Below are 15,196 nucleotides of genomic sequence, written 5' to 3'. Positions count from 1 at the left end.
GGAGCATGCTCTTCATCTCTTGCTTCTGCTGGTCGTCACGCGGCTGTTCGGCGAACTGTCCGAACGGCTGGGCCAGCCTGCCTCGATGGGCGAGATCGTCGCCGGCGTGGCGATCGCGCTCGTCGCCGCCGCATCGCTGCCGATCCCCCTTCTCGCGAGCCTGGCAGAAAGCCCGTTCCTCGAGGTCGCCGCCGAGTTCGGCATCTTCTTCCTGCTGCTGCTTGCCGGCATCGAGATGCGCCCGCGGGAGATCGCCGAGCATTCGGGCGGTTCCCTCGCGGTTGCTCTCGGCGGCGTGCTCGTTCCGCTCGGCGCCGGGTTCGCACTGGCCTGGTCTGTTCTACCGGAGACGCCGCTGAAGTTCGCGCAGGCGCTTCTGGTCGGGGTGGCGCTGTCGATCTCGGCAGTCCCCGTGGCAGTGAGCATTTTCAGGGAGCTGGGCTTGCTGCACACCCGCGTCGGTCGGACGGTGGTCTCGGCGGCGATCTTTGACGACGTGATCGGGCTGATGCTGCTCGCGGTGGTGACCGGGGTGATCGAGACGGGCGCCACTCCGGATTTATTCGCAATGCTGGCGCTGCTCGGGAGGGCCGGCTTGTTTTTCGTGATTGCCGTGGCCGTGGGCCTGTTCCTCTATCCACGCCTTTCGCGGGCGGTCGTCCGGATGCGCATCCCGGCAGCGCACTTCAGCACGCTCATGGCGCTGGCGCTTGGTTTCGCCGTGTTGGCGGAGGCCCTGGGCATGGACTTCATCTTGGGCCCGTTCATGGCCGGTCTGTTCTTTGATCCGGGGACCGTCGGGGCCAAAATCTACGACGGCATCAAGCGAAGCGTCGGAGATTTTACGGACGGATTGCTGGCGCCGCTCTTCTTCGCCTCGATCGGCGTTCGGGTCGAACTCGGCGCCGTAACCGCAGTTCCGGGTTTCCTGCTCGCGCTCGTAGGCGTGGCATTTCTGGGCAAGTTGCTTGGCGCAGGACTGCCGGCACGGCTCGCTGGACTGTCGTCGCGAGAGTCGCTCGCGGTCGGCATCGGCATGAGCGGGCGCGGCGCGGTCGAGCTGATCATTGCCAGCATCGCACTCGAAGCCGGCTTGTTCGATCAGCCCGATCCCATCGTCGCCAACCTCTTCTCCGCTCTCGTGATCATGGCCGTGGTGACGACGCTGATGATGCCGTTCGGGTTGCGACGCGTTCTGCGGTGATCGACCCGGCGGTTGCAAGGGCGCCGCGTCGGTGCTCGATCTCCAGTACATATGAAGGCCCCGGCGTTTTCGCCGTGTAATGTACAGGCGGCGGAGCCGTCTGTGAGCGTGTGGCCGCTCGCTCGAAACGCCGGACTGCAGGAAGGCGAAAGGGACGTGATCCAGATCGGCGGCGGCAGCGCGAGGCAGGCCGAACACGCAACGGACGAAGGAAGACCGATGAGCCATGCCGATCGCCAGGAGCGCACCATCGACGCCGTTATCTTCGACCTGGACGGCGTGGTGACGCGGACCGCGCGTCTGCACGCTGCGGCCTGGAAGCGGCTGTTCGACGATTATCTCGCGCAGCGCGCGGCGCAGCGGGGCGACGAGCCGTTCCAGCCCTTCGACGCGGATGAGGACTATCGGCGCTTCGTCGACGGCAAGCCGCGCTACGAGGGGGTGCGGAGCTTTCTCGAATCCCGCGGCATCGCGCTGCCCTGGGGCGACCCCGCCGATCCGCCCGAGGCAAAGACGGTCTGCGGCCTCGGCAATGCCAAGAACGCGCTGTTCCAGCAGCTGCTGGCAAGCGGCGGCGTCGAGGTGTTCGAGAGCTCGGTGGCCTTCATCCGCGCCCTGAAGGAGAACGGCATAAAGGTGGCGCTCGTCTCCTCCAGCAAGAATACCGCGGCGGTGCTCGCCTCTGCGGGACTTGGGAACCTGCTCGAGGTCCGGGTGGACGGGGTGGAGGCGGCGCGCCTCGGCCTTGAAGGCAAGCCGCACCCCGACACCTTCCTCGAGGCGGCGCGGCGCCTGGGCGTCGAGCCGGCGCGGGCAGCGGTTGTGGAGGAAGCGATCGCCGGCGTCGCGGCCGGCCGGGCCGGCAATTTCGGCCTGGTGATCGGCGTCGTCCGGTCGGGCGACGGCATCGAGTTGCGAGCCGGCGGCGCCGATATCGTCGTCAGCGATCTGAAGGAACTCAACGACGGGGCGGCGCTGTGGGCGAGGCCCCGCATGGACGCCGCCGCCCTCCCGAACGCGCTGGACCGCGCCGCCGAGTTCCGGGCGCGTCTTGCCAGAAAACGACCAGCCGTCTTCCTCGACTATGACGGCACGCTGACGCCGATCGTCGATCGGCCCGAGCTGGCGGTGCTCTCCGAAGACATGCGTGCGGTGGTCCGGGGTCTCGCCGAGCGCTGCCCGGTCGCCATCGTCAGCGGCCGCGACCGTGCCGATGTCGAACGGCTGGTCGCGCTCGACGGTCTCGTCTATGCCGGCAGCCACGGCTTCGACATCGCGGGCCCCGGCGGCCTGCGCAAGGAGCACGAGCGCGCCGCCGCGTTTCTGCCGGCGCTCGACCGGGCCGAAGAGCGGCTGCGGCGGGAGGTCGCCGGTATCGACGGCGCGCTGGTCGAGCGCAAGAAGTTCGCCATCGCCGTCCATTACAGGCTGGTGGCCGACGATCAGGTCGCACGCGTCGAGAGTGCCGTGGAGGCGGTCGCCGCCGAGATCACCGACCTCCGCCGCACCGCCGCCAAGAAGGTGTTCGCCCTGCGACCGCGCGTCGACTGGGACAAGGGTCGGGCCGTGCTCTGGCTGCTGACGGCGCTGGGGCTCGACCGGGAAAATGTCCTGCCCCTTTATCTCGGCGATGACGACACCGACGAGGACGCGTTCGCGGCGCTGAACGGCCGCGGCCTCGGCATCTTGGTGACCGAGGCGGAGCATCCCACTGCGGCCGACTACGTGCTGGCGAATACGGAGGAGGTCGGCCGGTTCCTGGGCGAACTCGTCGCCATTCTGGGAGACCCCACGCGATGACGGACTGGACGCTTTCCTATGAGGGGTTCGAGCCGGCCCAAGAGGGGCTGCGCGAGGCGCTGTGCACGCTCGGCAACGGCTATTTCGCCGCCCGCGGCGCCGCCGAGGAAGCCGAGGCCGACGATACGCATTATCCCGGGACCTACCTCGCCGGCGGCTATAATCGCCTCGCCACCGAGGTCGCCGGGAGGGTTATCGAGAACGAGGACCTCGTCAATCTGCCGAACTGGCTGCCGCTCACCTTCCGGCCGGAGGGCGGCGACTGGCTCAACCTGTTGGCGGTCGAGGTCCTGTCCTACCGCCAGGAGCTGGACCTGAAGCAGGGGGTACTGAAGCGCGCGATGCGCCTGCGCGACCGGACGGGGCGGGAGACGACGCTGGAGAGCCGGCGCCTCGTGCATATGGGCGCGCCGCATCTGGCGGCCATCGAATGGACGCTCACGCCCGAGAACTGGTTGGGGCGGGTCGAGGTCCTCTCCGCCCTGGACGGACGGGTGATCAACGCCGGGGTGCCGCGCTACCGCCAGCTCAACGGCAAGCACCTCGTCCCCCTGGCTTCGCGAGAGATCGGCGAGGACGGCGTCCTCCTTCTCGCCGAGACCAGCCAGTCGCATATCCGTATCGCCGAGGCCGCCCGCACCCAGGTGTTCCAGGACGGCGAGGGGCTGGCGGTAGAACGCCGTTTCGTCACGGAGGAGGGCTATGTCGCCCATGCCCTCTCTTTCCCGGTTGCCGAAGGCACTCCGGTCACGATCGAGAAGGTCGTCGCGCTGCACACCTCCCGCGACCGGGCGATCTCCAGCCCGGCGTTGGCGGCAGAGGAGACGCTGCGCGAGGCGGGACGCTTCGGGACGCTCCTGGAGGATCACGCGCGCGCCTGGTCGCATCTGTGGCGGCGCTGCGACCTCACCCTGGAGGGCCGGCATCGGACGCAGATGATCCTGCGACTGCACGTCTTCCACCTGCTCCAGACCGTCTCGCCGCACAGCGTCGACCTCGATGTCGGCGTGCCGGCGCGCGGCCTGCACGGCGAGGCCTATCGCGGCCACATCTTCTGGGACGAGCTGTTCATCTTCCCCTTCCTCAACCTGCGCATCCCCGAGATCACCCGCGCGCTGCTGCGCTACCGCCACCGGAGGCTGCCGGCGGCGCGGCGGCTGGCGCGCGCGGCCGGCTATCGCGGCGCCATGTATCCCTGGCAGAGCGGCAGCGACGGGCGCGAGGAGACGCAGGTGCTCCATCTCAACCCGAAGTCCGGCCGCTGGCTGCCCGACAACACCCACCTGCAACGGCACGTCAACGTCGCCATCGCCTACAATGTCTGGCGCCATTACGAGGCGACGGGCGATGCCGAGTTCCTGTCGGTCTACGGCGCCGAGATGCTGGTCGAGATCGCCCGCTTCTGGGCCAGTATCGCCAGCTTCAACGCTGAGCGCGGCCGCTACGAGATCCGCGGCGTGATGGGACCGGACGAGTTCCATGACCGCTACCCCTGGGCAGAGAAGCCCGGCCTCGACAACAACGCCTACACCAACGTGATGGCGGTCTGGGTGCTGCTCCGCGCGCTCGATGCGCGCATGCTTCTCGACTCGGAGCGGCGGGTCGAACTCGACGAGAGGCTCGGACTTGCCGCCGATGAGGTCGCCGGCTGGGACGAGATCAGCCGCAAGATGTTCGTGCCGTTCCATGACGGCGTCATCAGCCAGTTCGAGGGCTATGAGCGGCTGGAGGAGTTCGATTGGGTAGGCTATTGCACCAAGTACGGCGACATCCATCGCCTTGACCGACTGCTCGAAGCCGAGGGCGACACGGTCAACCGATACAAGGCCTCCAAGCAGGCCGACGCCCTGATGCTGTTCTATCTCTTCTCTACCGAAGAACTGGGAGACCTGTTCGCTCGGCTCGGATACCCGTTCGAGGGGGAGCTGATCCCGCGCACCGTCGACTACTACCTGCGACGCACGTCTAACGGCTCGACGCTGAGCGGCATCGTCCATTCCTGGGTGCTGGCGCGTGCCGACCGGGCCGGCTCCTGGACGCAGCTCAGGGCCGCGCTGGAGAGCGACATCGCCGACGTGCAGGGTGGGACGACGCCAGAAGGCATCCATCTCGGCGCCATGGCCGGCACCGTCGACCTCGTCCAGCGCGGCCAGACCGGACTCGAGATCCGCGACGATATGCTCCGCCTCAATCCCTGCCTGCCGGAGGAGCTGCGCGGCTTGCGCTTTCGTATCCGCCATCGCGGCCACTGGCTCGACATCGACATCGGCTGCGAGCGTCTGACCATCTCAGCCCCGGACGGTTGGGACGGGCCGGAGCGCATCGTCATCCGCGACGAGACCTATGCCTTCCACGCAGGCGAGCGCCTGGAAGTCCCCTGCCACCTCGAAGACGGCGGTTGGCGACCGGCCCCGCGCGCCGGCGACATGAACGGAGGGGCCGAAGGCGGTTGATGTTTCAGTCCGTCCAGTGCGGCGCCGATCACGTTATCGCAAATCACGCATCATCACAAACCAAGAGGTGTTTAAATGTCAAACTACATTCGTCTTTCCTTGATGATCGGCACATCCGTCATTCTGATGTTTGGAATAACATATTTGGAGAGTTTCCAGATCATTGATCATGCGTATTTTAGTGAAACACGCGTGTTCGTGGCATTGCTGATGGGCACCACGATGGTCGTGGTCATGATGACCTACATGCTCGGGATGTATCCCAGCAAGACTGCTAACATCTCAATATTTTTTGGCGCAGTTCTTGTCTTCGCAGGATTGCTTTATCTGCTTCGCAGCCAGATCACGGTCGATGATGTCGACTATATGGAGGCGATGATCCCGCATCATTCGATCGCCATCTTGACAAGCGAACGGGCCCAGATCACCGATCCGCGGGTTCGCAAGCTGGCTGACGAGATCATCAAGGCGCAACGGCTCGAAATCGCCGAGATGAAGGCGTTGATCGCCGATCTCGAGGGCGGTCCCCCGGCCACACCGGAAATCGACGGCAACTAAACCGGAATTGAGCGGTAGCCGGCTGGGGCTGAACGGCAATTGTGGCGCCAACCGCACGACACGAACGGGCCGCTTGGCTGGGAATCGAGATGCCCGACCGCAAGCGGCGTGCTCCTCACATGCGATGCGGCCGGTATGCGATCCCATTGGCCAGTTGCAACTCGCGTACATAGCGAACGATCGAAGCTATGTCCTCACCGCTCATCTGCGGCTGCGCCGGCATGTTGCCAAAGGGCCAGTGGTGCTGCGGCACGCCTCGTCTTGCGGCGGCGAGAAATGCGGCATCCCCGTGGTGGCCGGGGTTGTAGATGTCATGGACCAGGGGCGGCCCTTTGTCGGTTCCGGCGGCGTTGCGGCCGTGACACAGCGCACAGTTTGCGTCGAACGCCGTCTTGCCTGCGATGGCGATGGGCGAAAGCTTCGGCACGGTGACCTCGATTGTCGTGTCGGGTGACGGAGGCGCCAGGGCTTTCCAACCGACGAAGGCCACCCCGGCGACGACGACGCCCACAACCAGGAACGTCGGCAGATTGGGACGACCCCAGCTTCCGGGACCGGTGCGCTTACGTTTTCCTGTCACGGCTCACTTCTTTCGGCAAAAAATGGTCTAGCACAACCCCGCATCCCGCACCGCCACTTCGAGGGACAGCGCGGGGTCATCCGCCTGCGCCCTGGACCATTTGATGGCCCTTGCCGCCGATCGGGATCTCTCCGAGAATTTCGAGATTCCGCTGGTCCATCACCCAGATCTTGGGCTGATCAGCGCTGGAGACGTAGAGCTTGCCCGTCCCGGACACTACGGCCAAGTGATAGGGGGCCGGAGCCAGGGAAGCGCTGCGATCGGCACCGGTACCGAGATCGACGGCGACCACCTTGTCGTCGCCGAGGGCGGCGACAAAGAGCGTTCGGCCGTCGTCGGACAGATCGATCCCGTGGAGGGTCGAGCCAATCGGAATCGTCTTCACGACCTTCCGGTCGCCGACGTCGAGGACCGAGATCGTGCCGTCCTCCACGTTGTTGACGTAGAGAGTGGCGCCGTCGTCGGCCAATACGACATGCTCGGGGCTGCTGCCGACCACGGCGTTCGACCGGACGATCCACCGCGTCGTGTCGACCTCGCTGACCGTGTCGTTGCCGGCATTGCTGACGAAGAGCCGGTCACCGTTGGGGCCAAAGGTCGCGTAATTGGGCAGCGGCCCGGTCGCGACGGTAGCGACCAGCTCATAAGATTCCAGGTCGATGGCGCTGATTGCACCGTCATTGGGGTGGGTGACGACGGCGAACCGGCCGTCGGGGCTGACCGCAACGTGATGGACGGCACCGGGCACGTCGATGCGCCGGACCACGGACCCGTCAGCGGTCTGGATCACCGAGACAGTGCTGACGCCCGCCTCGGCTTTCGCATTGGCCGGCGCGGCGCCGTGGTGCGCAGCGTGCTCGTCTTCGGAGACGCCCGCCGGCTTCGCCACCGCTTCGCCGTCCCGCGCGCGCGTCTCGAAGCTGCCGGCGATCAGGAACCGACCGTCAGGCGTTCCGGCGAGACCGTGAACGGCGGCGAGACCGCTTATCGTGTCGACGATCTCGTTCTTCGCGGCATCGATGGCGACGATTTTGTTCTCGCCACCGAGAGGTACATAGACGAGGGGCTCGGCCATGGCGGCTTGCGCTCCCAGCACCAGCGGCATCAGCAGCCCCGTCCACGCGGTCGTCCGAAGGATTGATATGGCTTTCATGGCTTTAGGTTCTCCATTTCGAGAGAGAATCGGTGACCTTCCCTAGATCTTGACCGAACGCAGGCGCAGCGCGTTGCCGACAACGGACACGGACGACAGGCTCATCGCCGCGGCCGCAAAGATCGGCGAGATCAGGATGCCGAAGAACGGGAACAGCACGCCCGCCGCCACCGGCACGCCAGCGGCGTTGTAGACCAGGGCAAAGAACAGGTTCTGCTTGATGTTGCGCATGGTCGCGCGCGCAAGCCGCCGCGCCCGGACGATGCCGTTTAGGTCGCCCTTCACCAAAGTGAATCCGGCGCTCTCGATCGCCACGTCGGCGCCGGTGCCCATGGCGATCCCGACATCGGCCTGCGCGAGCGCGGGCGCGTCGTTTACGCCGTCGCCCGCCATGGCGACCTTGCGGCCCTCGGCCTGCATCTCCTCGATTATGCGTGCCTTGTCTTCGGGCAGCACGTCGGCGCGGATCTCGTCGATGCCGAGGCGCACCGCCACCGCCTTGGCTGTGCGCGCGTTGTCGCCGGTCGCCATGACGATGCGGAAGCCTTGTTCATGCAGCGCCTTCAGCGCAGCCGGGGTCGTCTCCTTGACCGGATCGGCGACCGACACGAGGCCGGCGATTTCCGAGCCGACGATGACGAACATCACCGTCTCGCCCTCGTCGCGCCGGGCATTCGCGGACTCCGAGAGCTCGCCGCCGTCGACGCCGAGGTCGGCGAGCAGCTTCGCGTTGCCGAGCGCCACCGGCTTGCCGTTGACGACGCCCTTCACCCCCTTGCCAGTGACCGCCTCGAATTCGTCGGCCTTGGCCAGGGAGATCCCGCGCTCCTCGGCTCCCGTGACGATCGCCTCGGCGAGCGGGTGCTCCGAGCCCCGTTCCAGGCTTGCCGCCAGGCGCAGCACCTCATCCTCGTCATACCCGCTTTCCGGAAGGACGGCGACGAGCTTCGGCTTGCCAACCGTCAGGGTGCCGGTCTTGTCGACGATCAGCGTATCGACCTTGGCGAAGCGCTCCAGCGCCTCGGCGTTCTTGATCAGCACGCCGGCCTGCGCGCCCCGGCCGGTCGCCGTCATGATCGACATCGGCGTGGCCAGGCCCAGCGCGCAGGGGCAGGCGATGATCAGGACTGCCACCGCCGATACCAGCGCGTAGGCGAGCGCCGGCGCCGGCCCCCAGGTCGCCCAGACGACGAAGGCGACGATCGCGATCGCGATCACGGCCGGCACGAACATGCCGGCCACTGAGTCGGCGAGCTTCTGGATCGGCGCGCGCGAGCGTTGCGCATTCGCCACCATCTCGACGATCTGGCTGAGCATGGTGTCGGCGCCGACGCGTTCGGCCTCGATGACCAGGCTACCGGTGCCGTTGATCGTGGCGCCGGTCACCTTCTCGCCCTCGACCTTCTCGACCGGCACCGGCTCGCCGGAGATCATCGATTCGTCAACCGAGGAGCGACCCTCTATGACGACGCCGTCGACCGGGACCTTGTCGCCCGGGCGCACGCGCAGCCGGTCGCCGACCTCGACCTCCTCGAGCGGGATCTCTTCCTCCCGCCCGTCCTCCCGGATCACGCGGGCGGTCTTCGCGGCGAGGTCCAGCAGTGCCCGGATCGCCGAGCCGGTGCGCTCGCGCGCGCGCAGCTCCATCACCTGGCCGAGCAGGACCAGGACAACGATCACCGCGCCGGCCTCGAAATAGACGCCGACATGGCCTTCGGCGTCGCGAAAGCCGGCGGGAAAGATGCCTGGCGCGAGCACGGCGACCACACTGAAGAGATAGGCCGCGCCGACGCCCATGCCGATCAGCGTGAACATGTTGAGGCTGCGGTTGATCACGGACTTGACGCCGCGCACGAAGAACGGCCAGCCGGCCCACAGGATGACCGGTGTGCCCAGGATGAGCTCGATCCAGAGCGTCGTGCGCTCGCCGAGGACGTCGCGGACGACGCCGAGCCCAACGAAGGGACCCATCGTCAGCACCAGAAGAGGCAAGGTGAGCACGGCGCCGACCCAGAACCGCCGCGTGAAATCGACGAGCTCGGGGTTTGGTCCCTCGTCGGCGGCGGGGATCCCCATCGGCTCCAGCGCCATCCCGCAGATCGGGCAGTCGCCCGGCCCGTCGCGCACGATCTCAGGATGCATCGGGCAGGTGTACTTCGTGCCCGGCGGGACGCTTTCGACCGGCGCGCTCGCCGGCTCCAGGTATCTCGCCGGATCGGCCGCGAACTTGTCGTGGCACCTCTGCGAGCAGAAATGGTAGGTCTCGCCCTCATACTGCCGGGTCGGCTTGCCTGCGTTCAACTTAACCGTCATTCCGCAAACCGGATCTTTTGCGGTTCCACTTGCGACAAGGTCGGGCACATCGCGGTGATGGTGGCTGTGATCATGATACTGGGGCTTATTCATCGCCTCGTCCCGGTTTATCGGCTGTGTTGACTTTGAAGTGCAGCGGCTGCGGGGAGCTGAAATAGCGCTTGGTCGGCTTTCGTTTCACGGCGAAGCGGCACTCTCAATCAGACAACAGGCGCCTGCGCTTCTCGAACTCCTCCTGATCGATCTCGCCGCGGGCGAAACGCTCTTGAAGGATATCGAGCGGCCGCCTGACTGAAGGCGATCCGGCGCCGTGGGACGTCCCGCCACCCAGCCACCGGACCGCGAGCAGGATCACCAGAATCAACCCGCCCCAGAAAAGGATCATCATGAGGGAGCCGAAAAACATGTGTCCCCATCCCCAGTCCCAGCCGGAATGCCAATAGGTCGGCCGATCGGCCGCGGCCTGTGCCAGCGCCGGCAGCGGCGCCCAGGCTGCCGCCGCTGCCGGCCCAACCGCTTTGAGTCGTTTCATCCTCAAACCCTCCATCGCGCGACCGTGACGGGCACGTTCCGATCTTAGAAACGAGTTCATCTGCTCAGACGCGCCGGACTTGGACGCATTACAGTGCTGCGCTCTCTCGAGTCTGAAGCGTCAGCCTCATGCAGCCGCGGCGGCGGCCGCGGGGCCGTTTCGCCGATCATGATGAGGCTGACGGTGACCGTCGAAGCCGGCTGAGCCCGCTGTTCACGCAGCCATGGAGAGAGGCGCTTTCGCTGGCGAGGTCATGCCCGCTCTCTTCGGCCGCTGCGCGCGGCGAAGAAGTTGTAGAGTGGGCCGAAGACCAGGGCCACGTACCAGCCGTAGGCGAAACTCTCGGCCAGCCCGAGAAGGAAGCTCGGCCAGCTGAGCCAGGTGAAGCCCGGCAGCAGCCGCAGCCAACTCTCATACATCGCCTTCCCGGGGAACAGGAGGTCGAACCCGACGCAGAGGACGAAAGTGACCGCGAGGAACAGACCCAGGCTCATGCCGAGCGCGATCACCGGGATCCGGGGCGTGGCCTGGACTGGCAGGGGCGTACCCGAGCGCAGCGCGATGCTCGGAGAAGTTTTTGCATCAGCCATGGCTATTCTCCAGCCGCAGTTGCGGCCCTTGAGCCGCCGGCCCGACGTACTGCTCGGGTGCGGCTTCGAATATCTCCCGGCAGTCGCGTGAGCAGAAGTAGTAGACGCTGCCCGCATGGACGCTCGGCTTCGCCGCAGCGGTGCTGACGGTCTTGCCGCAGACGGGATCCACGTCCTCGGCTGGAGGAATCCACCGCAAGGTCCCGGCTTCCCGGCGCTGCGGGTCTCCACCGTCCCGCTCGGCCTTGCCGTGGCCGTGTCCCATGACATGGGCACCGCAACCGAAGCGCAGCATCACGAAGATGACCGCCGCCCAGATCAGAAAATAGAGAAGCTCGCTCATGAAACTACATCCGACATTCTCGGCTTCCTCGGAGGATCGAGAACGGGTGGCGACGCCGTACTCACTTTTGACCCTGCAGCCCGTATAGACGGTGCGATACGGCGATCGTTACAGTCGGCCGCGTGTGTCCGTTCGAATTGGGCGGGCTTCCAGTCCGCGGCGCTAACCGATCCGGACGGCGGTATCGGTGACGAACTCATAGGGCGGGACTTCCAGATTGAGCGGGGCCGGGCCGCGACGGACGCGCCCCGCGGTATCGTAATGGGAGCCGTGACAGGGGCAGAACCAGCCATCCCAGTTTCCGACCGGGTCGCCGTGCCGCTGGCCGAGCGGAACGCATCCGAGATGCGTGCAGATCCCGACGACGATCAGCCACTCCTCCCGCACCACGCGGTCGCCGTCGGTCTGGGGGTCGATCAACTCATTCAGATCGATTGCGCGGGCCTCGGCGATTCGCTCCGGTGGTCGGTGATCGATGAACACCGGCTTGCCGCGCCATTTTACGGTCACGCGCTGGCCGGGTTCGATCGGTGCCAGGTCGACCTCGACGGAGGACACGGCGAGGACGTCGGCAGCGGGATTCATGCTGTCGATGAACGGCCAGAGGGCAGCGGCGCTTCCGACCGCGGCCACGGCGCCCGTGGCCAGGTACAGGAAATGGCCAGGTACAGGAAATCGCGGCGGGTGCCGGCGCCGTCCGCCGACCCGTCGTAATAGCGGCTGGAAGCGACAGTCTCGGCCATTGCCCTTCCTCCTGTCGGTGCCATGGTGGCGGCCGACCTCACGGATAAAGACGCGGCTCGAAGCACCTTCTTACGGCGGGTCCTCCCACCGCCCCGGAGCCGCGCGTCGACCCGCCGGAACCAAGGAACCGCGTCGGCAATGCGTGCGTGGGTGGGAAGGACGCAAGCCCCAGCTGTAATGCGTCGACCTCGGCGACGTCAGTTAGAGACGGTGAAGGCAATCTGGCCTGTCCGGAGAAACCGGCATGCGCTGAAGTGCATGCGGCAACGGGCTCGGCAGGCTTTCCGTGCCGGAAACCGTCGGAGGCCGTCGCCCGGCATCACTCCGGCTCTTCGGGTGGATATCCGAGGGGAAACGTCCCGGCGGATCCACGACGAAGTCATCAGAGGAGCATCGGCGATCCTCGCCTCGCCGATTTGAATGGAGGAAAGACACCATGCATACGTCTCGACTTGTCGCTTTAGCCTTCGTCGCCGCCGCCGGCGCTCCGCTGGCGGTCCGTGCGGCCGATGTGGAGAGCCTGCCGGATGGAGCCTCTCAACAGGGGCAGGTGGCGCAGCAATGTCTGGCAGACCTGCGGGCGTTCGAGGATGAGCTTGCAGGTGTGGGGTTCGGCGTCTTGGCGCCAACCGGATACGGCACAGGGTACGGCAGCTACGGTATGGGCTATGGCATGTCCGGAACGCCGCGGCAGAAGATGCAGTCGCTCCGCGACGCCGCCTATGTCTATGCCTTCGACGGCGACGAGCAATCCTGCCAGACAGTGCTCGCGTCAATGCGCCAGGTCTATCAGGAGCACCAGAAGCTGGTCGGCCCCGAGAGCGACGACCCGGATGCGCGGAGGACTTGGCGTCGCGCGCACCTGGCGCAGGCGACCCCCGTCACGGAGATGGACAGCCTGATGCGTGCGGATATCGTCATCGGCGCCGACATCCGCACGCCCCAGGACCAGGAGCTGGGGGAGATCGAAGACGTCGTCTTGGATCCGGCTCGGCAGACGATCGCCTACGTCCTGGCCTCGCGTGGCGGCTTCCTCGGTTTGGGTGGAGAGCTTGTCGCCGTTCGCTGGTCCGATCTTCGCGCCACGACAGACCATGAGATCTATGTGCTCGATGCGTCCCCTGAAGCGTTCGCAGCAGCGCCGAAGGTCGAACGGGGGAGCTTCGATCAGACGTCGGGCGACAACTGGCGCAGCAATCTGGATCAGTACTGGGCTGGTGTCGTTGGGAAGCGGTGAGGCGACGCCGCTCTGGGGCAGGCGGCGTCCACCACCTATCAGGCAGGAGCGATCTCGCGCTCCAGTTCGGGATCGCCTCCAGGATGTCGCGATTCGAATAGCGCAGGATCGCCGTCGCGCTTCCTGCCCCTTCACTACGGTGGGAGGGACCGCCCTTCTCGGCCGTCCCGGTCGCGCGGGCCGTTCCTTAGGCTGAACGGCTGCATTCTGCCGATGACGTCCGCCGTCGGGTAAGTTTCCTTCCCGTCGAGGCGGCGGCGAATCTGATCGATGCCGGCCCGGTCCGGTGTTCCCACGCCACAAATTAGCCGAACGTGCGGAGTTTCACGCTTCAGTGATCGGCGTGCGGCTTCCCGGCAGTCCAGCGTGATAGGAAGATTCGCTCATACGCGAAGACCGCGGTGATGGCCACGACAGCGATGACCACGATGAGCGGGTCGGATTGCAGTTTCGTGGCGCCGAAGACGCCGAGCACCAGCGTGTCGAGGGCGATGGCCGTGACCAGCACCCAGCCACTCGCGCCGATCTCCTGGCGCAGCCGGCGGAACACGCCCCAGTGGATCAGGATGTCCATCACCAGATAGAAGAAGGCGCCGAGCGAGGCGATGCGGCTGAGGTCGAAGAACACCGTCAGCAGCCCCGCGATCACCACCGTGTAGACCAACGTGTGCTCGCGGATCGGACCGGACATGCCGAAATGGCTGTGCGGAATCATCTCCATCTCGGTCAGCATCGCCAGCATGCGCGAGACCGCGAAGACGCTGGCGAGCAGACCCGAGGCGGTGGCGACGACCGCGAGCGCGATGGTGAAGTAGAACCCGTAAGGACCGAGCGCCGGCTCCGCCGCCTCTGCCAGCGAATAGTCCTTGGCGGCGACGATCTCGTCCAGCGAGAGGCTCGAGCCGACCGCGAACGCGACGAGCAGGTAGACGACCACGCAGATCGCGATGGAGAAGACGATCGTGCGGCCGACATTGCGGTGCGGATCGACGATCTCGGCGCCGCTGTTGGTGATCGTGGTGAAGCCTTTGAACGCGAGGATCGAAAGCGCGATCGACGCCATAAAGCCCGCGATCGGGATGGTTTCCGGCGAACCGGATGCCGGCGCGAACGCAAACCCGCTGGCCGCGAGCGCCGCGATGCCGAAGACCGCGATGCCGCCGATCTTCAGGAACGCCATGACCACCGAGAACAGGCCGACGGAGCGGTTGCCCGATCTGTTGACCAGGTAGGCGAAGACGATCAGCCCGACGCCGAGCACTGGTACAAGGATACTACCGGCATCCAGATTGAATGGCCTGAGGACATAGGTGCCGAAGGTGCGGGCGACGAGGCTCTCGTTGATCACCATGGAGAGCGCCATCAGCAGCGATGCCGCCGCCGCGACCGCGCCGGGCCCATAGGCCTTCTGCAGGATCATCGCGATCCCGCCGGCTGACGGGAAAGCATTCGACATCTTGACATAGGTATAGGCGCTGAACCCGGTGACGATCCCGCCGGCGACGAAGGAGAGCGGGAACCAGGGTCCCGCCAGTTCCGCGATCTGCCCGGTGAGCGCGAAGATGCCGGCGCCGATCATGACGCCGGTTCCCATCGAGACGGCGCCGGTGAGGGTGATGCTGTTCGCCTGGTAATCGGATTTCATCGTGTGCCCGTCTGTCTCGGTTCCGGCGTGGCCCGGAAAGGTGT

The 15,196-nt window shown here is 66.2% G+C and carries 13 protein-coding genes; 5 read left to right on the top strand and 8 right to left on the bottom strand.

The window, feature by feature from the left end:
- Positions 1–19: 19 nt before the first annotated feature.
- The 4 genes from HNS03_RS19775 to HNS03_RS19760 all read left to right on the top strand — a co-directional run bounded on the left by HNS03_RS19775 (position 20) and on the right by HNS03_RS19760 (position 6,015).
- Entirely contained in the window at positions 20–1,204 is a 1,185-nt protein-coding gene (locus HNS03_RS19775) for a cation:proton antiporter (protein WP_367197771.1), read from the top strand.
- A gap of 102 nt (positions 1,205–1,306) precedes the next feature.
- Positions 1,307–3,004: a trehalose-phosphatase gene (otsB, locus tag HNS03_RS19770; protein ID WP_367197770.1), complete on the top strand. Its 1,698-nt coding sequence runs from the start codon at positions 1,307–1,309 to the stop codon at positions 3,002–3,004.
- A complete protein-coding gene (locus tag HNS03_RS19765; protein ID WP_367197769.1) occupies positions 3,001–5,457 on the top strand; it encodes a glycoside hydrolase family 65 protein in 2,457 nt (818 codons plus the stop codon). The genes otsB and HNS03_RS19765 overlap by 4 nt, the downstream gene beginning before the upstream one ends.
- Positions 5,458–5,532: 75 nt before the next feature.
- Positions 5,533–6,015, top strand: coding sequence for a DUF305 domain-containing protein (locus tag HNS03_RS19760; RefSeq protein WP_111344370.1), 483 nt, complete (start codon positions 5,533–5,535; stop codon positions 6,013–6,015).
- Between the two features lie 115 nt (positions 6,016–6,130).
- On the opposite strand, the gene HNS03_RS19755 is transcribed toward HNS03_RS19760, so the two are convergent.
- The 7 genes from HNS03_RS19755 to petA form a co-directional block, all read right to left on the bottom strand.
- The gene (locus HNS03_RS19755; protein ID WP_367197768.1) at positions 6,131–6,595 is read right to left on the bottom strand and encodes a cytochrome c; all 465 of its coding nucleotides are present in this window, start codon (positions 6,593–6,595) and stop codon (positions 6,131–6,133) included.
- Positions 6,596–6,671: 76 nt separating this feature from the next.
- Entirely contained in the window at positions 6,672–7,748 is a 1,077-nt protein-coding gene (locus tag HNS03_RS19750) for a beta-propeller fold lactonase family protein (protein ID WP_367197767.1), read from the bottom strand.
- Between the two features lie 42 nt (positions 7,749–7,790).
- Positions 7,791–10,154, bottom strand: a complete 2,364-nt coding sequence (locus HNS03_RS19745) for a heavy metal translocating P-type ATPase (protein WP_367197766.1) — start codon at positions 10,152–10,154, stop codon at positions 7,791–7,793.
- Between the two features lie 103 nt (positions 10,155–10,257).
- The gene (locus HNS03_RS19740) at positions 10,258–10,593 is read right to left on the bottom strand and encodes an SHOCT domain-containing protein (RefSeq protein WP_162409019.1); all 336 of its coding nucleotides are present in this window, start codon (positions 10,591–10,593) and stop codon (positions 10,258–10,260) included.
- A 251-nt stretch (positions 10,594–10,844) separates the two neighbouring features.
- Positions 10,845–11,183: a DUF5676 family membrane protein gene (locus HNS03_RS19735; protein WP_202913075.1), complete on the bottom strand. Its 339-nt coding sequence runs from the start codon at positions 11,181–11,183 to the stop codon at positions 10,845–10,847.
- The gene (locus HNS03_RS19730; protein ID WP_111344362.1) at positions 11,176–11,526 is read right to left on the bottom strand and encodes a YHS domain-containing protein; all 351 of its coding nucleotides are present in this window, start codon (positions 11,524–11,526) and stop codon (positions 11,176–11,178) included. Before HNS03_RS19730 ends, HNS03_RS19735 begins: the two co-directional genes overlap by 8 nt.
- A 162-nt stretch (positions 11,527–11,688) precedes the next feature.
- Entirely contained in the window at positions 11,689–12,180 is a 492-nt protein-coding gene (gene petA, locus HNS03_RS19725; RefSeq protein ID WP_367197793.1) for a ubiquinol-cytochrome c reductase iron-sulfur subunit, read from the bottom strand.
- Positions 12,181–12,706: 526 nt separating this feature from the next.
- On the opposite strand from petA, the gene HNS03_RS19720 reads away from it, so the two are divergent.
- Positions 12,707–13,507, top strand: a complete 801-nt coding sequence (locus HNS03_RS19720) for a PRC-barrel domain-containing protein (RefSeq protein ID WP_111344358.1) — start codon at positions 12,707–12,709, stop codon at positions 13,505–13,507.
- Positions 13,508–13,838: 331 nt separating this feature from the next.
- Here HNS03_RS19720 and HNS03_RS19715 read toward each other — a convergent pair whose 3' ends face one another.
- Complete coding sequence (locus HNS03_RS19715) at positions 13,839–15,152, bottom strand: APC family permease (protein ID WP_111346157.1); 1,314 nt, start codon at positions 15,150–15,152, stop codon at positions 13,839–13,841.
- Between the last annotated feature and the right edge of the window lie 44 nt (positions 15,153–15,196).

It is taken from the genome of Amorphus sp. 3PC139-8 (assembly GCF_040750475.1).
Taxonomy (GTDB): domain Bacteria; phylum Pseudomonadota; class Alphaproteobacteria; order Rhizobiales; family Amorphaceae; genus Amorphus.
The sequence above is the reverse complement of the archived record's forward strand: the minus strand, read 5'-3'. Positions and strand labels throughout refer to the sequence as shown.

Bases quoted from the DNA above. Each gene is read 5' to 3' on its own strand.
- HNS03_RS19765 (WP_367197769.1), top strand. From the start codon at position 3,001: ATGACGGACTGGACGCTTTCCTATGAGGGGTTCGAGCCGGCCCAAGAG.
- HNS03_RS19760 (WP_111344370.1), top strand. From the start codon at position 5,533: ATGTCAAACTACATTCGTCTTTCCTTGATGATCGGCACATCCGTCATT.
- HNS03_RS19750 (WP_367197767.1), bottom strand. From the start codon at position 7,748: ATGAAAGCCATATCAATCCTTCGGACGACCGCGTGGACGGGGCTGCTG.
- HNS03_RS19745 (WP_367197766.1), bottom strand. From the start codon at position 10,154: ATGAATAAGCCCCAGTATCATGATCACAGCCACCATCACCGCGATGTG.
- HNS03_RS19740 (WP_162409019.1), bottom strand. From the start codon at position 10,593: ATGAAACGACTCAAAGCGGTTGGGCCGGCAGCGGCGGCAGCCTGGGCG.
- HNS03_RS19735 (WP_202913075.1), bottom strand. From the start codon at position 11,183: ATGGCTGATGCAAAAACTTCTCCGAGCATCGCGCTGCGCTCGGGTACG.
- HNS03_RS19730 (WP_111344362.1), bottom strand. From the start codon at position 11,526: ATGAGCGAGCTTCTCTATTTTCTGATCTGGGCGGCGGTCATCTTCGTG.
- HNS03_RS19720 (WP_111344358.1), top strand. From the start codon at position 12,707: ATGCATACGTCTCGACTTGTCGCTTTAGCCTTCGTCGCCGCCGCCGGC.
- HNS03_RS19715 (WP_111346157.1), bottom strand. From the start codon at position 15,152: ATGAAATCCGATTACCAGGCGAACAGCATCACCCTCACCGGCGCCGTC.